The sequence below is a fragment of the Microbulbifer agarilyticus genome (assembly GCF_001999945.1).
Classification (GTDB): domain Bacteria; phylum Pseudomonadota; class Gammaproteobacteria; order Pseudomonadales; family Cellvibrionaceae; genus Microbulbifer; species Microbulbifer agarilyticus_A.
This window is the reverse complement of the sequence record NZ_CP019650.1, coordinates 3027435-3045720: the sequence shown is the minus strand read 5'-3', so window position 1 is coordinate 3045720 and position 18286 is coordinate 3027435. Positions and strand designations below refer to the sequence as shown.

At 56.8% G+C, this 18286-nt stretch carries 17 protein-coding genes; 12 read left to right on the top strand and 5 right to left on the bottom strand.

All coding sequences use genetic code 11. The features are described from left to right. Window positions 1–44: 44 nt before the first annotated feature. On the bottom strand, window positions 45–1514 hold the full coding sequence (locus Mag101_RS12685) for a leucyl aminopeptidase (RefSeq protein ID WP_077405618.1): 1470 nt from the start codon (window positions 1512–1514) through the stop codon (window positions 45–47). A 301-nt stretch (window positions 1515–1815) separates the two neighbouring features. On the opposite strand from Mag101_RS12685, the gene lptF reads away from it, so the two are divergent. Together lptF and lptG are read left to right on the top strand one after the other, a co-directional pair. After that, the gene (gene lptF, locus Mag101_RS12680; protein WP_077405615.1) at window positions 1816–2961 is read left to right on the top strand and encodes an LPS export ABC transporter permease LptF; all 1146 of its coding nucleotides are present in this window, start codon (window positions 1816–1818) and stop codon (window positions 2959–2961) included. Then, the gene (lptG, locus tag Mag101_RS12675) at window positions 2948–4009 is read left to right on the top strand and encodes an LPS export ABC transporter permease LptG (protein WP_077405612.1); all 1062 of its coding nucleotides are present in this window, start codon (window positions 2948–2950) and stop codon (window positions 4007–4009) included. The genes lptF and lptG overlap by 14 nt, the downstream gene beginning before the upstream one ends. Before the next feature lie 40 nt (window positions 4010–4049). Here lptG and Mag101_RS12670 read toward each other — a convergent pair whose 3' ends face one another. Beyond that, window positions 4050–4556: an RDD family protein gene (locus tag Mag101_RS12670; protein ID WP_077405609.1), complete on the bottom strand. Its 507-nt coding sequence runs from the start codon at window positions 4554–4556 to the stop codon at window positions 4050–4052. 84 nt (window positions 4557–4640) lie between these two features. Then, on the bottom strand, window positions 4641–5081 hold the full coding sequence (locus Mag101_RS12665) for a hypothetical protein (protein ID WP_077405606.1): 441 nt from the start codon (window positions 5079–5081) through the stop codon (window positions 4641–4643). A gap of 592 nt (window positions 5082–5673) precedes the next feature. On the opposite strand from Mag101_RS12665, the gene Mag101_RS12660 reads away from it, so the two are divergent. The 5 genes from Mag101_RS12660 to Mag101_RS12640 all read left to right on the top strand — a co-directional run bounded on the left by Mag101_RS12660 (window position 5674) and on the right by Mag101_RS12640 (window position 12111). Continuing rightward, complete coding sequence (locus Mag101_RS12660; protein WP_077405603.1) at window positions 5674–8388, top strand: family 20 glycosylhydrolase; 2715 nt, start codon at window positions 5674–5676, stop codon at window positions 8386–8388. A gap of 337 nt (window positions 8389–8725) precedes the next feature. Continuing rightward, window positions 8726–10354 (top strand): GMC family oxidoreductase, encoded by a 1629-nt coding sequence (locus tag Mag101_RS12655; protein ID WP_077405600.1) that lies wholly within the window; start codon window positions 8726–8728, stop codon window positions 10352–10354. Then, complete coding sequence (locus Mag101_RS12650; RefSeq protein WP_077405597.1) at window positions 10351–11169, top strand: putative RNA methyltransferase; 819 nt, start codon at window positions 10351–10353, stop codon at window positions 11167–11169. The genes Mag101_RS12655 and Mag101_RS12650 overlap by 4 nt, the downstream gene beginning before the upstream one ends. A gap of 71 nt (window positions 11170–11240) precedes the next feature. Then, complete coding sequence (gene tadA / locus Mag101_RS12645) at window positions 11241–11675, top strand: tRNA adenosine(34) deaminase TadA (RefSeq protein WP_077405595.1); 435 nt, start codon at window positions 11241–11243, stop codon at window positions 11673–11675. A gap of 1 nt (window position 11676) precedes the next feature. Further along, window positions 11677–12111, top strand: a complete 435-nt coding sequence (locus Mag101_RS12640; protein WP_077405592.1) for a potassium channel family protein — start codon at window positions 11677–11679, stop codon at window positions 12109–12111. Window positions 12112–12157: 46 nt separating this feature from the next. Here the strand turns inward: Mag101_RS12640 and Mag101_RS12635 are convergent, their stop codons facing one another. Further along, window positions 12158–12757 carry an NADPH-dependent FMN reductase gene (locus tag Mag101_RS12635; protein ID WP_077405589.1) on the bottom strand — a complete coding sequence of 200 codons (600 nt, stop codon included), beginning with the start codon at window positions 12755–12757 and terminating at the stop codon, window positions 12158–12160. A 242-nt stretch (window positions 12758–12999) separates the two neighbouring features. On the opposite strand from Mag101_RS12635, the gene Mag101_RS12630 reads away from it, so the two are divergent. The 3 genes from Mag101_RS12630 to Mag101_RS12620 all read left to right on the top strand — a co-directional run bounded on the left by Mag101_RS12630 (window position 13000) and on the right by Mag101_RS12620 (window position 16103). Next, complete coding sequence (locus tag Mag101_RS12630) at window positions 13000–13911, top strand: LysR family transcriptional regulator (protein WP_077405586.1); 912 nt, start codon at window positions 13000–13002, stop codon at window positions 13909–13911. 79 nt (window positions 13912–13990) lie between these two features. Further along, window positions 13991–15367: a hypothetical protein gene (locus Mag101_RS12625; protein WP_232325015.1), complete on the top strand. Its 1377-nt coding sequence runs from the start codon at window positions 13991–13993 to the stop codon at window positions 15365–15367. Window positions 15368–15422: 55 nt separating this feature from the next. Beyond that, complete coding sequence (locus Mag101_RS12620; protein ID WP_077405583.1) at window positions 15423–16103, top strand: SOS response-associated peptidase family protein; 681 nt, start codon at window positions 15423–15425, stop codon at window positions 16101–16103. 3 nt (window positions 16104–16106) lie between these two features. Here the strand turns inward: Mag101_RS12620 and Mag101_RS12615 are convergent, their stop codons facing one another. After that, window positions 16107–16880 carry a hypothetical protein gene (locus Mag101_RS12615; protein WP_077405580.1) on the bottom strand — a complete coding sequence of 258 codons (774 nt, stop codon included), beginning with the start codon at window positions 16878–16880 and terminating at the stop codon, window positions 16107–16109. A 151-nt stretch (window positions 16881–17031) separates the two neighbouring features. Between Mag101_RS12615 and Mag101_RS12610 the strand changes: the two genes are divergently transcribed. Continuing rightward, window positions 17032–17886: a thioredoxin family protein gene (locus Mag101_RS12610; protein WP_077405577.1), complete on the top strand. Its 855-nt coding sequence runs from the start codon at window positions 17032–17034 to the stop codon at window positions 17884–17886. A gap of 22 nt (window positions 17887–17908) precedes the next feature. Continuing rightward, window positions 17909–18226: a YqfO family protein gene (locus Mag101_RS12605; protein WP_077405574.1), complete on the top strand. Its 318-nt coding sequence runs from the start codon at window positions 17909–17911 to the stop codon at window positions 18224–18226. Window positions 18227–18286: the final 60 nt, after the last annotated feature.

The following is an 18286-nucleotide window of genomic DNA, read 5'->3' as shown; positions in this document are numbered from 1 at the left end:
TTGTACCCTCGCATCAGCGCTTCGGTTTTGTAGCTGGTTTGTGATTACTTTTTGTTCAGAATGTATTGCAGCAGCAGCGGTACTGGACGGCCGGTTGCACCTTTCGCTGCGCCGGACTTCCATGCACTACCTGCGATATCCAGGTGTGCCCAGTTGTAGTCTTCGGCAAAGCGGGCCAGGAAGCAGGCTGCCGTTACAGAGCCAGCCTCGCGACCACCAATGTTTTGCATATCGGCAAAGTTGGAGTTCAGCATCGGCTGATACTCGTCCCACAGCGGCATACGCCAGGCGCGGTCACCACTGGTTTCGCCGGCGGCGATTAGGTCGTTAGCAAGCTTGTCCTGGTTGGCGTACAGACCGGTGGCATGGTGGCCAAGGGCGATTACACAGGCGCCGGTCAGAGTGGCCACGTCGATCACTACACTGGGCTTGAATTTGCCCGCCCAAGTCAACGCGTCACACAGTACCAGTCGGCCTTCTGCGTCCGTGTTGAGGATCTCGATGGTTTTACCGCTCATGGAAGTCACGATGTCGCCGGGCTTGCTGGCGCGACCACTGGGCATATTTTCGGCAGCAGCAACGACTCCTACCACGTTCACCGGCGCGTTCATTTCAACCAGCGCATTCATTACGCCGAACACACTGGCCGCACCGCACATGTCGAACTTCATTTCGTCCATGGCTGCGCCCGGCTTCAGGCTGATGCCGCCGGTATCGAACGTGATGCCTTTACCCACCAGCACGATCGGCTTCTGGCCGGCTTTGCCGCCCTTGTAGTTCATGGCGATCATCGCCGCCGGCTCGTCACTGCCCTTGGCGACACTCATGAATGAGCCCATGCCGAGGGATTCCATTTTCTTGTTGTCCAGAACAGTGGTGGACAGTTTTGCGTGTTTTTTCGCCAGCGTCTTGGCTTCGCCCACCAAGTAGCTCGGGGTACAGATGTTGCCGGGGAGGTTGCCCAGTTCGCGCGCGACATTGCTGCCGAGCGCCTGGCCGCCGCCGAGCTCCACGCCTTTTTGTACCGCTTTCAATTGTTTCTTGTCCGACGCATGAACGGCGAACTTCGCCAGCGGGTTCGGCTTGGCGTCGCTGTGGCAGCGAGTGAACTTGTAGCTGGCAAGGCCTGCCGCGAGTGCCACTTGCGCGGCCTGCCAAGTGGCGTCGGCGTCTTTTACGGAGACTTCCACCAGGTAAGAGGAAGCATCTTTGAGGGATTTAACAGCCATGGCGCTGTTGTTGGCCACTTTACGGAATTCTGCCTGGGAAATCGGGGTCTTAGAGGTGCGTACCAGCAGTGCACGCTCGGCGCCACCTTCCACGGTCGGTACCATCAGAGTAGCGCCCGCAGCGCTGCCCAGATCGCCGCGCTTCAGGATTTTGCTCAAAAGACCGCCATTTGCCTTGTCCAGCGCGCTGCCACTATCGGTGAGGCGGTTCTTGTTATCGACGGCGAGAATGGCGCAGGCGCTACGCTGCTTGAGGATATCGGTGACCTTGGCGGTAAACTGCATGTAATCGTTTCCTTTATGAATTTTTGCCTGCCGCGGCTTCGTTACAGACGAATACTTCGAGCTATTTATTACTGGCTCGGGGGCGTCTTGCTGTCAGTGGGCCAGAGATTGGCTGATGGGCCGAGACATTGCCGGGCTTTTTGGTGATAATGCGCCGCACAAGTTTAACCCGAGAAGGATCGATTTGCTCGGGAACCTCTGAACAGGTGTCCTATTCTGACACTCGCCGATACCGATAAACCGGAATCGCATTTCAAATCGCCCGAAATCAAACAGTGCAATCAGGGAAGCTGGTCGTTCAGTGATAATTTTCCGCTACCTCTGCCGCGAGTTACTCGGTGCAACCCTGGCCGTTAGTGCCGTGTTGCTGCTGATGGTCATGAGCGGCCGCTTTGTGAAGTACCTGGCGGAAGCGGCGGCGGGCGACCTGTCTGCCGGAATTCTGTTTTCCCTCATGGGCTTTCGTCTGCCGGGCTTTCTCGAGCTGGTTATTCCCCTCGGCTTCTTTGTGGGTATTTTGCTTGCCTACGGCCGCCTGTATATCGAAAGCGAAATGACAGTGCTGCATGCGTGTGGCTTCAGTGAGCGTCAGCTGCTGGGTTACACCCTGGTGCCCGCTGTCATGGTGGCAGCGTTTGTTGCCGCAATGAGTTTGTACCTAACTCCCACTGGTATTGAGCGCACCTCGCACCTGCTTACCGCGGATAAAACCCGCAACGAGTTTGATCACCTGGTGCCGAAGAAATTTATCGCCACTAGTGGTAATCGCGCGGTCTACTACGCCGAGGGGCTGAGCGACGATCGCTCCACCATGCACAATGTGTTTCTTGCCGAGCTAGGCAACTCCCGCGGCGATACTGAAACCGACCACCAGATTGTTACCGTAGCCCGCGAAGGCGTGCAGCAGATAGACCCGGAAACCGGCCTGCGTTATCTGGTTTTACGGGATGGCTACCGCTACGAAGGGGTCCCCGGTCAGAACGATTACCGACAGATGGCGTTTGCCAGCTACGAGGTGCTTCTTGAGGTACCGCGCCTTCGTTCAAAAGCCAGTGAAAAGCTGCAGTCCATGTCCACCGTGGCCTTGTGGAAAAGTGGGGATCCTCGCGAACGGGTGAACCTGCACTGGCGTTTCAGCCTGCCGGTACTGGTATTGATCGTCGCCATTCTGGCAGTGCCACTGAGTCGTACCAATCCACGTCAGGGTCGCTACGCCAAGATGATTCCCGCGGTACTGCTCTACATCGTGTATCTGGTTGCCCTGCAGAGTGTTCGCGGTGCCATTGAGGATGGCAAGATCGAGCAGGCCTGGGCAATTTGGTTGGTGCATCCACCATTCTTGATTCTCGGGCTGATATTGCTCGGCGGGCGTGACCGCAAGTCGCGTAAGCGCGGCGCAAGTAGTGGCGGCGCAAGCAGTGCTGGAGGTGCCGATGTCTCTGCTTGATCGTTATATTGCCCGTACCGTAACCATGGCAATCCTTGCGGTGCTGATGGTCATTCTCGGGCTGGATATTATTTCTGCCATAGTCGACGAGCTGGGTGACCTGGGTGGCGACTATCAGTTTACGAATCTGCTCCAGTACGTGCTGTGGACTCTGCCTGAACGCATCTACAGCCAGTTGGGCTTTTCTGCGCTGGTGGGCTGTATGGTGGGCCTTGGCACACTTGCGGGTACCAGCGAGCTTACGGTTATGCGTGCGTCGGGTGTATCTATCGGACGTATTGCCTGGGCGGTAATGAAGCCGGTGATCGTTTTGATTATTTTCGGCCTGGCGCTCGCCGAGCTGGTGATCCCTTACACCAATCAAACCGCCGAGAGTCGTCGGGCGATTGCTCAGGGTGAGCTGGAAAACTCCGGTCTGGAGCATGGGTTATGGCTGTTTGATGGCGGGGAGTTCGTGCACTTCAACGCGGCGCTGCCGGGTGGAACCCTGTTTGGTATTACCCGTTATAAGTTCGATGAGGATCGCCAGCTGCAGCAAGTGGTGTTCTCCGAACGCGGTCATTTCGAAAGCGGTCGTTGGGAGCTGCAGAACAGCCGCGAGACCCGTCTGACGGCAGATCGCGCCAGTAGCAGCCGGGAAGCGCGCTCCACCTGGAATTCGGACATGTCACCGGAACTGTTCTCTCTGGTGGTGCCGCTGCCCTCAGACCTTTCTCCCAGAAACCTCTGGTCTTACGGTCGTTTCCTCGATCGCAAAGGCGAGGAGTCCGCACGTTACTGGCTGGCATTCTGGAAGAAGGTACTGCAACCGTTGACCATCGCGGGTCTGGTGATGATGGCGATCTCGTTTATTTTTGGTCCGCTGCGCGAGGTGACCACCGGGTTGCGGGTGTTTACCGGGGTGATAGTGGGGATCGTGTTCCAGACGGTGCAGGATATGCTGGGGCCGTCTTCCGTGGTGTTTGGCTTCCCGCCGTTTATCGCGGTGATCGTGCCGATTCTGGCGAGCTTCCTGCTCGGCTGGCTCTTATTGAAGCGGGCGCGCTAAGCGCCCGTTTCTCACTATTTTTCGCTTGGTCTGCCGGATCTTACAGCGATTTTTTCTTCTTCTTTTTTGGCAGCTGCCGGACTTCCGAATCTGACGCCAGGTCATGCCAACTGGCCCGATCCGGCCGGAAATATCCCCAGAAATACCCGAGTCCCAGGCATGCCACCGACAGTGGGCCGACCAGTGCACGAATACAGCACTGGTACCAGCTCAACTGCACGCCGTTGTTGTTTGCCACCATCAGGCGCCAGGCGCGCATGCCGATGGTCTGCCCCGCGGCTCGCCATGACCAGAAAAAATAACCGGCGGTGACGAATAACAAACCGAGCTGATACAGCGGGCCGCCCACACACGGGGTGTAGTCGATGTGCTCGGGCTGGCATTGCAGGCCGCCAAATGTGGTGGCCACGAGTAGGGCGAAGAAGCCATACACCATCCAAAGACCGGCGACGATCAGTGCGTCGTAGATCAGGGAAATCAGGCGGGGTACTACGCCAGCGTACGGAAGGTGGTTGAACTCAATAGGTGACTTGACGGTGTCGGACACGGGAATCTCCGCCTGTGGAAAAAGTGGCGGAGATTCTAGCAGGTAAATGAGGGAGCGCGCGCCTTGCGGGTGACGGCAGCCGGATCAGAACTCGTATTCGAATGAGAACTTGAACTTGTCGTCGGATAGACGGAAGTCGTAATCCAGTACGTTACTGAACTTGCCCTCACTCTGGGTATAACGCAGCAGCGGGTGTTGCTTATTGCGCTTCTGCTGAGCCATATAGGTCTTGAAACCCATCTTCAGGATTTCATTGACCGCACGCCCGCCGGTTTTCTCGGCGTAGTCACTGGGGCGGGTATGCTGCTCCAGCCACTGGTGGTTCAGGCGACGGTGGACCATACCCATGGAGTTGTTGCGTAGATTCTCGGCGGATTCGTACAGAGCTTCGTTATCCATGCCAAAGGCACTGTCGATGAAAAATGCGTTGTCGGCCTGAAGATTCAGGGCGCTATCGGAGTCGGGAATAAATATATCGTCGGCAAGCAGGGTTGAAGAAATTGGGAGCAGTAAGAGACCGAGCACGGCTGGTAGCGGATTAACCAGGTGCCTTGACGAACGAAACCGAGTACAGCGAGATTCCATTTTGCTACCCCAGGGAATGTTTTCTTGGCTCAGGTGGTTGCTGAACAACCACTGAATTTATTATGGCTCACCCTGTTCAAGCTGTTGTATCTCACAAAAGTCGTGAAGATGCCAACGCCGTTTGCAAACGTTTCTGTGAAACGAGTCATTTTTCCGCAAGCCCCATGATTGCTGGATCTCTAGAGTTTTGCCCAGTTCTCAAGGCCTGCGGGGAGCTTTCCGCCAATGTTTTTTAGTATGAAAATGATTTAGTCGCGGAAATGCTTATAAAAACTTTGTCTAGTGATCGCAGCCTTGGATCGATAGCCGGGAGGGCAGTTCCATTACTTTTGACTGTTGGCGCCATTTCGGTCGTAAGCCTTTGAAATAAACGTGAACAGGTGATTGTGGTTGGTCATATATCCCCTGACTTATTGACAGCGCTGTCTTTTTCGCTATTGTGTTGCTCTGGGTGGACTCTGAAATCCGCCACCACAAGATAAGAATTCAACGGGTGCTTTGTGCAGTGCACTCACCAATAAAGAGATTATCCATGAGAAGGATCCCACTCTTTGCCAGCCTGGCCCTGTCTGCGGTCATTGCTGCCTGCTCCGACCCAAGATCGACCGAATCCCCTGAGGCCGCTGAGTCACTGGCGAGCGCCGATTCCCCGGCCGCCGAGCGGATCGCGGCCAATTTTGCGGTGACACAGGAAGTACTCAAGAACTTCCAGGGCGTAGACGATGCCCTGCGGGCGCAGTGCAAACAGGCCGGTGGTAGCGGGGCGATCTGCTCCACCTATCGCATCAGCTTGATCAATAATGGTGCTGCGGTAGCCGCCGGCGAGCGCGACTGGACCCTGTATTTCCACAGCGTGCGCCGTACCTTTGCGCTGCTGAACAGCGATGCATTCAAGCTGGAACGGGTGAATGGGGATTTGCACCGCCTGACGCCGACCGAGCAGTTTGCAGGTATTGCCAGTGGCGAAACCTTGGAACTGGATTTGCTGGCTGAGAACTGGATGCAGTTCGAGTCCGACTTTCAGCCCCGTTTGTTTGTGGTGGACGCTGCCGGCGAACCCCACATCATTCGCGCAACCGACACCGATGACCTGTCGGACATCGTATTGCCAATCACCAAGAATGACCCGAACAATTGGAAGCGTGTGGCTAGCGACAGCAATACTCTGGCCACCGCTGATACCCGCTATCAACGATTCACTGCCGATGTCACGCCGGTGAGTGAAGAAGATTGGCGAGCCCGCATTATCCCGCAACCTGCCAGCGTGCAGTTGCACGAAGCGCCCGCGATCCAGTTGGGCTCCGGTATCGCGCTGCAGGCCGATGAACTGGATGCCGGCTCTGTTGCTGCACTTCAGCAGCGTATCGATATGCTCAAGCTGTCGCCGCAGGGCGAAGCGGCTTACCCCGTTAAAATTAATGTGGATGTCGCGAGCTTTGCCGGTAAGCCAGCGGGTGCCTACCAACTCAACGTGAGTGAGCAGGGTGCCGAAGTAACCGCCGCCGATGCCAGTGGTGCCTTTTACGGTGTGCAGTCTCTGCTGGCACTGGTTGATCTGAAGAGCGCCAGTCTGCCGCAAGCGGCGGTAGAAGATGCGCCACGCTTCCCCCATCGCGGCTTGTTTGTAGATGTAGGCCGCAATTTCCACAGTAAGGGAGTGATTCTCAAGCTGCTGGATCAAATGGCGGCGTACAAGCTCAATCGTTTCCATTTCCATCTGTCTGATGACGAGGGCTGGCGCCTGGAAATTCCCGGATTGCCGGAGCTGACCGATATCGGCAGCCAGCGTTGTTTCGACCTGAAAGAAAACCGCTGCCTGCTGCCGCAGCTGGGTTCCGGCCCGTTTGCGGATAACTTTGGCAGTGGTTTCTACAGCGTCGACGATTATGAAGAGATCTTGCGCTATGCAGCGGATCGCCATATTGAAGTGGTGCCGGAATTTGATATGCCGGCCCACGCGCGTTCCGCGGTGGTGGCGATGGAAGCCCGCTACCGCAAGCTGAAGGATTCAGATCCGGAAGCGGCGGCCGCCTACCGCTTGATCGATCCGCAGGACGACACCGAGTACTTGTCGGTGCAGTTCTACAACGACAGCTACATCAATCCCTGTGTGGACTCTACCTATAACTTCGTCGGCAAGCTGATCGGCGAAGTGAAGGCGATGCACGATCGCGCGGGACTCTCGCTGAAGACCTGGCACTTCGGAGGCGATGAGGCGGTGAATATCATGGCCGCGGACTCCTTCGAAGATGCACCGGGTAATGACCCGGAGAAGGGGGATGCGCGTGCAGAGCAACGTAACAAACCGTGGACCAACTCGCCGCAGTGCCAAAAACTGATCGCCAGTGGTGAAGTAAAAGCCATCGACGAGTTGGGCGAGCTCTACGCCAAGCGGGTGAGCAAGCTGGTAGCCGATGCGGGCGTGCCCACCATGGCCGCCTGGAATGACGGCGTGAAGAAAATCAGTGACGCCGGGCAAGAGCTGGCCACACCGCAAAACTACGTGAATTCCTGGGCACCGCTCTTCTGGGGCGGCGGCGACGAGAGCGTGCACTTCGCCGAGACTGGTTTTGAGGTGGTGCAGTCCCATTCTGACTTCCTCTATTTTGATATGCCGCAGGAAGTGGATCCCAAGGAGCGTGGCTACTACTGGGCGTCCCGTTATACAGATACGCGCAAAACGTTTAGCTATGCACCGCTGAATACCGCGCAGCTGGCCGAGGTTTATCCGAATCGCGATGGCCAGGGCTGGACCGCCAACACACCGGCCGTGGAATTCACCGACAGTGTACGAGGCATTCAAGGGCAGCTGTGGAGCGAAGTGGTACGCACCGACGAAGCGGTGGAGTATCAGGTCTTCCCGCGCCTGCTGGCCTTGGCCGAGCGCGCCTGGCACCAGGCTTCGTGGGAGCTTCCGCTCAAAGAAGGGCAAAGTTTTTCTGCTGAAACCACCTTTGTGGATAAGTCCGCGATCGCCGCAGACTGGGCTGTGTTTGCCGCTGCTCTGGGTAACAAGGAGCTGCTGAAGCTGGACCGCGCCGGTGTCGGCTACCGCGTGCCGGTACCTGGGGCGACGGTTGAAGGAGAAAGTGTGAAGACCGCTTTGCCGTATCCGGGGCTGATGCTGGAGTATTTCAATGGTGAACAGTGGCAACCTCTGGCCGATGATGTGTCTCCGCAAAGCGTGCAGTCTCTGCGTGCAATGAGTGCCGACGGGCAACGGGCTGGACGATCAGTGGCACTGTAATCCGTGGCGTCGTAACCAGTGGCGACGTAACCGACATCCCTTGTGGATGTGTTCTAAAAAAGGGCCCGTTTACGGGCCCTTTTTTGTTGTTCCTTTATTGTTTCTTCTATTGTGCGTTGGTTGTTGCCCCTTGCTGTCGCCAGAAAGCGTTTCTACCTCGGGTCTACAATTGCAGCATCAATGCGCGGTGATCAGCGCGCTATTCCTCACGGATTTCGGAATTGAAGGTGTTCTGTATGGCGGGAGTGGGGAAAATAACGCCCGTGGAGTGCTAGATTGGGTGCACTGTGTTTTCCAATGACCATCTACCTAATAAGAACGACGACGAGAGGTGCCCATGGCGAAAAGTAAGGTTTATGACTACGTAATCGTCGGTGGCGGCTCGGCGGGCTGTGTACTGGCGAACCGTCTCAGTGAAGACGAGCAGAACCGGGTTTGCCTGCTGGAATCTGGCCCCTCGGATCACAATCTGTTGATTCAGATGCCTGTGGGCATCGGCTACCTGGTACCCGGTAAACGCTTTAATCTGCATCATTACACCGAGCCGCAGGAACACCTCAACGGCCGCCGCCTGTTCTGGCCCCGCGGCAAGGTGCTGGGGGGCTGCAGCGCGATTAACGCCATGTTGTATATCCGCGGTAATGCCGGTGATTACGACGCCTGGGAACACGCCGGCAATCCCGGCTGGGGTTGGGATAGTATGTTGCCGTACTTCCTCAAGGCCGAGGGCAATGAGCGCGGCAGTGATGCCTGGCACAGCGGCTATGGCCCGTTGTCGGTGTCGGACCTCAAGTGGAAATCGCCCGCAGGCCACGCATTTCTGCGCGCAGCCAGGGAGGCTGGGCACACTCTCAATAACGACTTCAACGGCCAGCAGCAAAACGGCGTTGGCTTTTATCAGGTAACCCAGAGAGCCGGCCGGCGTTGCTCTTCCGCCACCGCCTATTTGTACCCGGCTAAAGCGCGTTCAAACCTCAGTATCTATACCCGCTCTCCGGTGGCCAAACTTGAATTCAAAGGTGACCGGGTTTGTGCGGTAACCCTGATAAATGGTCAGCGCATTGTGGCTAATAAAGAAGTCATTTTGTGTGCCGGGGCAATCCAGTCACCGCACATCCTAATGCTGTCGGGTATTGGCCCGGAGGCCGAGCTGAAAAAGCTGGGTATCGTGCCGCAGTGCCACTTGCCGGGGGTAGGGGCAAACCTACAGGACCATCTGGATATCACCCAGGTGGTCGAGACCAACCGTTCGGTTGGGTTTAACGATGCACTATTGCCGAAGATGATGGCAGCATTACACCTGCCCGAGTACCTGTTCTTGAACCGCGGCAAACTCACCAATAACGTCGCCGAGGCCGGCGGGTTTGCGAGTTCCAGCCTTGCGGGCGGGCATCCCGATATCCAGTTCCACCTGAGCGCGGTGCCATTGTTTAACCACGGCCTCGACAAGCGCTCGGGTAATGGGTTCTCGTTACATGCCTGTGCGCTGCGCCCAAAAAGCCGCGGGCAAATCAGCCTGGCATCTCGGGACCCGCGGGACTTGCCAATTATTCAGCCGAATTATCTCGCGGAGCCGGACGACCTGCAGGTGTTGGTGGAAGGCTTCGAGATGTCCCGGGATATTATTGAGCAAGCGGAACTGAAGAAGTTGCAAAAACGCTGGTGGCTGCCGGAGGAATCGCTCACCAGTAAAGAAGCAATCACAAAATTCATTCGTCAAAAGGCCGAGTCCATCTACCACCCTGTGGGTACCTGCAAAATGGGGCAGGATGAGCAGGCCGTGGTGGATAGTGAGTTGCGTGTGCGCGGTGTTGATGGACTGCGTGTGGTGGATGCCTCCATAATGCCCACCTTGATCAGTGGCAATACCAATGCGCCGGTGATCGCCATAGCCGAAAAAGCAGCGGATTTAATTTTAAATAAGTCCGCAGTACCCAGTTCTGAGGAAATCACCGAAAACGCATGATCTGGCAGTGTCCCCATTGCAACCTTTCCCTTGGTCTCGAAGGTAGAAGCTGGCGCTGTGCCAACGGCCATACCTTCGACCAGGCCCGCGAGGGCTACGTCAATTTGCTGCCGGTGCAGCAAAAACGCAGCCGCGAACCCGGGGATTCTCCGGAAATGCTGAATGCCCGTCGGCGCTTTCTTGAAGCCGGGCACTATGCCCCCCTGGCAGACGCCATTTGTGCACAGTTAATGCTGGTGCGAGAACAACTACAAACTCCGGTGTTACTGGATGTAGGTTGTGGCGAGGGTTACTACGACCGGGCTTTGGTTCAGGCCGGCTGGCCGGAACCTGGAGTAACTGGTGTGGATATCGCCAAGGCTGGCGTGCGGCTTGCCGCGAAGAGGCTGGCGCAGGCGCAATTCGCTGTGGGCAGCAGCTTTCATCTGCCGGTTGCGGATAGCAGTGTCGACGCCATATTGCGGGTTTTCGCCCCAGGTCCCGCGGAGGAGTTATTGCGTGTGCTGAAGCCCGGGGGAATCCTGCTCGATGTATCCCCAGGGCCGGATCACTTGTGGAGCTTGAAAAGCCGCTTGTACGAAAACCCACAGCAGCACACGGCACCGGCACCGGTTGCCGGGTTTACCCTGGAAAGTGAACTGCGCTGTGAATTCCCATTGGCTATAAAGGGAGGCGAGCCTGTGCAGGATTTCCTCGCCATGACGCCTTTTGCGTGGAAGGGGGATGCCGAAGCCCGCCGCACCCTTGAAGAAGAGCCAAGTCTCAATCTCGAAGCGGACTTTCTGCTGCGTCGCTACGTCAAGCCTGTCCACTGATTCTCACCCTTGCAATAACCTCCTCACTGGCAGATTCAGGATAACGAACCGTGGCAACACCTCTGGATTTTATGTTTATGCAGCGAGCGCTGGACCTCGCTGCCAAGGCCGCGGAAGTGGGTGAAGTGCCTGTTGGTGCGTTGGTGGTCAAGGATGGCGAAGTGATCGGCGAGGGATTTAATCAACCGATTTCCGCATCCGACCCTACTGCGCACGCGGAAGTGATGGCCATGCGTGCGGCCGCGAGCAAGCAGCAAAATTATCGGCTGCCCGGTGCCACCCTGTATGTGACCATCGAACCTTGTACCATGTGTTTCGGCACATTAATTCACGCGCGTATCGGGCGTGTTGTGTATGGCGCAACCGAGCCTCGCGCTGGGGTGATCACCAGTCAGCTACAGTTGCCTGATCAGAACTTTTTTAACCACAAGGTACAGGTGGAAGGCGGCGTTATGGCCGAGGAGGCTGGCGCCTTGCTAAAGGATTTTTTCCGGAAACGGCGTTGATATGCTGATCCCAATTGCCATTAACTCTCTCCTGGTTACCTTCGCGGTGGTGATCCACCACGAGGTACTCAATACGCTGTTCTGGGTGGGGCAGAAGTGGCAATTGCGCAGGAATATTGGCGTATTGATTGGTGTTTTCGGCACCCTGATCGCGCACGTCTTGGAAATCTGGATGTTCGCGGTCGGCTACTACGTGATGTTTCATTCGCCGCTGTTTGGGACCCTGGAAGGCAACTTCAATGGCTCCCTCCAGGACTGTATCTATTTCTCGTTTACCACCTACACCTCTCTCGGGCTTGGTGATATCGAACCCCACGGCACCTTGCGTTTCACCGTGGGACTTGAAGCCCTGACCGGCCTGGTATTGATCACCTGGTCGGCGTCTTTCCTGTTCCTCAAAATGCAGCGCTACTGGGCAGAAGATCTGGGCGAATAAGCCCGCCTTTTATCTTCGGCGGGCGCCTGCCTCATTGCTCTTGCGCTTACGCAGTCGCGCTTTCGCGTTCTTCCAATGCGGGAATCGCCGCAATGGTTTTTTCTACCAGAGCGCGCAGTTGCGCGGAAGACGATTCATCCACCAGTGCGCCATCGGCGAATGCGCTAAACGACGATGGTACTGCGAGCATGGTCGGGGAGATCCATACGCCCATCGGCTGCAGGATATCCCGCAGGTGATTCAGTCCGCGCATACCGCCGAGGCCGCCGGGAGAAGTTGCGAACAGGGCAGCGCGTTTGTTCTGGAAGGCAACGCCGCGGCTGAAGTTTGCATCGGGGCGCGATACCCAGTCGATCAGGTTCTTGAGTGCGGCGGTAACGGAACCGTTGTACTCGGGGCTTGCGATCAGCAGGCCGTCCGCGGAAGCAAATAGCGCTTTCAGTTTGCCGGCTGCCTCAGGGATAGCGGTCGCTTCCACATCCTCATCGAACAGGGGCAGGGGGTAGTCGCGCAAATCTATTTCGGTGACTTCGGCACCAGCTGCCCGGGCCATTTCCGCTGCAGCGCTCGCCAGCTGGCGGTTCCAGGAATCTTTGCGCAGGCTACCGGACAGAGCCAGTAGGTGGGGTTTACGTTGGTTGCTCATGTGTATTCCTCTGGTGCCTGGCCCTGGTTGCCGTGACTGGGTGGGGGCCTGTGAACGTATTGAGGGTATTCTGCTCTTTTCACAAAAGAACAAAAATAAAGTATTTGCAATGTTTCTGTGCAAATTTGCACAGAAGTGCTGGCCCGGCTAAAGTCCGTATATCGGTGTCGACAACCGATTCCTTCATCTACTTGGGGCTGCTTTTTGTGGCTACTTTTTAGGGTTACATTGAGGAGTGTTTAATGGCGGGGCCATCGGTCAAGGATTGGAACAATTTGCATTATGCCCTTGCGGTGGCCAAGGCCGGCACGCTGTCGGGCGCCGCGCTCGAGCTGGATGTGTCCCATTCCACCGTATTGCGCCGTATCGATGCCCTGGAAAACGCACTGAAGACCCGCCTGTTTATTCGCCACCCCCGCGGTTATGTACCAACAGAAGCGGGGCGCATGTTGATGGGCGCGGCGGAGAATATGCAGGACCAGTTGGACCTGCTGGTGGGCAAAATGCAGGGGGTCGATGAAACACTGCAGGGCTCTCTGGTAATCACCACGGTGGGCACATTAATCCCTATGCTGATGCCCATTGTGCGAGGGTTCCAGCGCAAAAACCCGCAGCTGCGGCTGGAACTGGTGGCGGACAGTCGCCAGCTGCGCCTGGAACACGGCGAGGCCCATATCGGCATCCGCCCCGGCGCCAAGCCCTCTGAGCCCGATTACGTGGTGCAAAAGGCGATTTCACTACATAGCTCGCTGTACGCGTCTGCCGCCTACCTGCGGGAATGTGGGTCTTTTCAGTCGTTGGAGCAAGTTGCCGGGCACCGTTTTATCGCCCCTGTTGATGCTTACGATTTTATCCCCAGCCTGGCGTGGATTACCCGGGCAGTACCGGAGGAGCAGATCGTGCTGCGTTGCAATGAATTTTCCGGGTTTGAGGATGCGGCCCGTTGCGATGTGGGTATTGCCGCAATAATCAGCTGGTGCGCGGAGGCCCGGCCTGGACTGCAGCGGTTGATTGAACCGCCTTCTGACTGGAGCACAGACTTGTGGCTGGTCACCCACCGCGATATGCACCGGACACAAAAGGTCCAGTTGTTTCTGTCCTGGTTAAAACAGGAGTTTGCGCGCTTGCCACCAGAAATCGGCGCGATAGCGTGAAGCTGGGGTATGCTTGAAAACTGACTCCGAAATTCATTTCGTCGACAACAAACATCGTGAACAAATGGCGGGAAACATCGTGAAAAAAATAATCGGCGCGACAGTTTTGTGTGGAATCCTGGGAATACTCACCGCTTGCGATAACAAGCCCCCCGAGAAACAGGTAACGGAAGCTCAGGCGCCCGCTACTGAATCGTCAAGTTCCAGTGATCAGGCGCAAGTGTCTAGTGAGCGCGATCCAGCAATGGACGCACTGGCCGAGCAGTATGTGCGGCTGGTGCTGACCCTGGGTAACCACGATAAGAGTTATGTCGATGCTTACTACGGCCCGGCAGAGTGGAAAACAGAAGCCGAAGCAGACACCGCATCGCCGGCGGAGCTTGCCAATCGCGCCGAGCGGCTGGTCGCCCAGTTGCCGCAAACCATTGCACCTGCCGATGACCTGAATAGCTTGCGCAAACAGTACCTGAAGACCCAGCTGGGTGCGGTGGCTGCCCACGCGCACCACATTGCCGATGCCAGCTTCCGTAATTTTCAGCAGGAGGCCAAGGCGCTTTACGATACCGAGCCGCCGGTGCAGCAATACAGCGATTTCGACCCGGTCCTCGCGGCACTGGATGCCGAGCTGCCAGGTGATGAGCCCCTGCATACCCGGGTACAAACGTTTCGCGAGCAATACCGGATTCCCGAAGACAAGCTCGACGGCGTATTCAAAGCGGCCATCGAAGCCTGTAAGGAGCGCACTCAGGCACACGTTGCACTCCCTGCGAATGAGAGCTTTCGCCTGGAATACGTCAAAGACAAACCTTGGAGTGGTTACAATTGGTATCAGGGGGACTCTCACAGCCTGATTCAGATCAACTCTGGCCTTCCCATTCATATTGACCGCGCCGTGGACCTCGGCTGCCACGAAGGGTATCCCGGGCACCACACCTATAATGCGTTGCTTGAGGAAAAGCTGGTAAAGGATAAGGGGTGGGTTGAGTACAGTGTTTACCCGTTGTTTAGTCCCCAGTCGCTCATTGCCGAAGGTACGGCGAATTACGGTATTGAACTCGCGTTCCCGGGGGAAGAGAAAACCCGCTTTGAACAGGAAACCCTGTATCCCCTGGCTGGGCTCGATCCCGCTACTGCGGAAAAATACCAGCGTGTACTGGATCTACTGGCACAGCTGAAGTTCGCGGAAAATATTGTTGCCCGCGAATACATCGACGGAGAAATCGATCGTGCGGAAGCGGTAAAACGCTTTCAGAAATACACGGCGATGAGCCCGGAAAAAGCGGAGCAGCGGGTAAAATTTGTCGATACCTACGGTGCCTACGTGATTAATTACAACTGGGGCAAGGCGCTGGTGAAAGAGTATATCGAGGCTGATGCAGACACCCCACAGGCGCGCTGGCAAAAATTTAGTCGCCTGCTGTCCTCGCCGCGCTTGCCGTCTTCACTACATTGGTAACCACTTAACTAGCGGTCACTTAACTGGTAGTCACTTAACGAATAGTCGAATAGCCATGTGCAGTGTTTTTGATGTCGATGATGAGGCCGGCTTTGAGCGTTTCCTCGATGAGTATGGGGTCGAACATCAAGGGGAAATGATTTTTGGCCGCCGGCGGCGCCCCACAACCAGGGTGAGTATTGTTACTGGTCGCCACGGCGTGCATCAGCTGGAAAATGCCATCTGGCACCTGTATCTGGAAAAGCAGGGCGATACCTGGAAGCCGCACAAAAAATACTGGTCCATAAACAGTAACTGGAAAAAGCTCGGGCAGCGGCCGGAATACCGGAAATCACGCTGCCTGATTCCCGCAACCGCCTGGGTAGAAAGTCAGCACGGCAAGAACCCGGTGGAGTTCCGTTTTGATCGCCCGTTCTTTTTCTGTGGCCTGTACAAAACCTGGGGTGACTTGTTGAGCTGCTCGATCATCACCCTGGCCGCGCACCCGGATACCACCCGCTTCCATGAGAAAAGTTTTCCGATGATTGCGCCGGCGGACCCGGCCTTTGTCGATCAATGGCTCGATGGTGGGGAAGACACCCAGGCGTTTGAATCCTATCTGCACCCCGATATTCGCTTTGACGGTGCGGACTTGCTGGTGCAGCCGCTCCACAAAGCCATGGGGTTGGAGTACACCGGCGAGGCCCAGCAGGTAAATCAGTACGTACCACCGGGTACGTCACAGAGTCTGTTCTAACACTTAGCTTTCGTGTCCCGACAGTTGCGCCAGGGTTTTCCCCGGCAGATACTGCAGTACTCTCAGCAGTTGCTTCTGCAGGGATTGCGAGGCCGTAGCAAGGTTGCGCAGAAACTGTTCCTCGGACGTCCCCGGCTCATCCAGCAGATTGGTAATCGATTTTACCGCCACCAGCGGTGTGTTTTTCAACATGCACACCCAGGCCACCGCTGCCGCTTCCATCTCCTTGGCAACCGCGCCGAATTGTTCGATCACTTCCACATCCCGCGGGTGTTTTTGCAGTGAACTTCCGGACGACACCACACCGGTGGGTAACTGCAGTGCCGAGGCCATACGACGCACGTTAAACGCGGGGTAATGGCCAACTGCGGATTCATCAAAGCCGGGTAGGGGCACCAGCCTATCGTGGAATACAAAGCGGTCATCACTCAGGTAGACGGTGCCGATATCGGCGCTGCGGGCGGAAAAGCCACCGGCGGTGCCGGCGCTGATCACCAGGTCGGGGGTAAAGTGATCCACTGTGGTGTAGGCCATCAGGGTCGCGGCGACCGGCCCGATATTGTCTACCGCGTAGCGGTGGTCGTGACCGCTCACAGTGGCGGAAATTGCCAGCCCGGCAGATTCCCCGCGGTAGGTCACAAAGGGGAGGTCCCGGTCGTGGAGCCGGCTATCCGCGCTCAGCCCCAGTGCATCAATCACCGGACGCGCTTCTTCCTCCATGGCAAACAGCAGAGAAACCTTGCGGATCGGTGTATCCATGTCAATTTGTGTGCCCATAGCGCGTTGTAAAGCTCATTGAGATTGAAAGGTCGCACTCTACCCCCAATTATTGGCGGAGGAAACGCAATTGGTAACCAATCGGGTATCATGCGCCCATCCGATGGCCGCCCCCGTGCGGTGGCCCGTCAGCAGAACAACAGGAGTAATCGTGGAAGAATTTATCGTCGAGGTGACGGCAGAGAACGCACAGCAGGTACTGATCGAAGAGTCCATGAAGCGACCGGTGCTGGTCGATGTGTGGGCGGACTGGTGCGAGCCCTGTAAACAGCTGATGCCGGTGCTGGAGAAGTTGGCCGCGGAATATGCTGGTCAGTTCCTGCTGGCGAAGCTGAATGCCGACACGGAACAGGCCCTGGCAGGCCAGCTGGGGGTGCGCAGCCTGCCCACGGTGATGCTGCTGAAGGAAGGCCAGCCGGTAGATGGATTTGCCGGTGTGCAGTCGGAGAAAGAAATTCGCGACATGTTGGACAAGTACCTGCCCAAGACCTGGGACCTGCAATTCCAGCAGGCGCAGAAACTGGTAGGGGAAGGCGAACTGGATCAGGCACTGCCGCTGCTGCGCCAAGCCTACGGGGATTCCGGCGAGCGCGCCGATATCGCCAAACAGTACGCCGCGGTATTGCTGGAGAAGAATCGCGCCAAGGAAGCGGAAGAGGTACTGAGCAAGATTCTGATGGCCGATCAGGATGCCGACTACCAGCAACTGATGGCACAGCTGGAGCTGAAGCAGGCCGCCGCCGAATCGCCGGAAATCAAAGCCCTGCAACAGGCGCTGGTGGAGAACCCGGACGACAACGAGTCAGCCTACAAGCTGGCGATTCAGTTGAGCCAGGCAGAACGCCAGGAAGAGGCTCTGGAAATCTTGCTCAAACTGCTGCGCAAAGACCTCGGTTTTGCCGATGGTGCTGCCAAGCAGGCCTTCCTGGATATCGTGAAAACGCTGGGCGCCGGCGACCCCGTCGCGACCACGTATCAGCGCAAGCTGATGACGTTGATGTTCTAAAGCCAGACCTCGAGCCTGCACCATGTTCAAACTGTGTATCTACGTTCCCGAGACACATCTGGAACCACTGAAAGAAGCTATTTTCGATGCCGGTGCGGGTCGAATTGGCGACTACGATCGCTGTTGCTGGCAGGTGCTTGGCACCGGCCAGTTTCGCCCGCTCGATGATAGCCAGCCGTTTATTGGCAAGCGCGGGCAGGTAGAGCAGGTGACTGAGTACCGCGTAGAAACCGTCTGCGCGGATGATGTGGTAGACGAGGTACTTGCGGCCATGCGTCGCGCACACCCCTATGAAGAGGTCGCGTTTGACCTCTGGCGATTGGATGATCGCTGTGGCTGAGCGTCTCATGTGAGGCGCTCGTCTTTTGCCGTTCCCGCGACGCGTCTCGCGCAGGCGCAT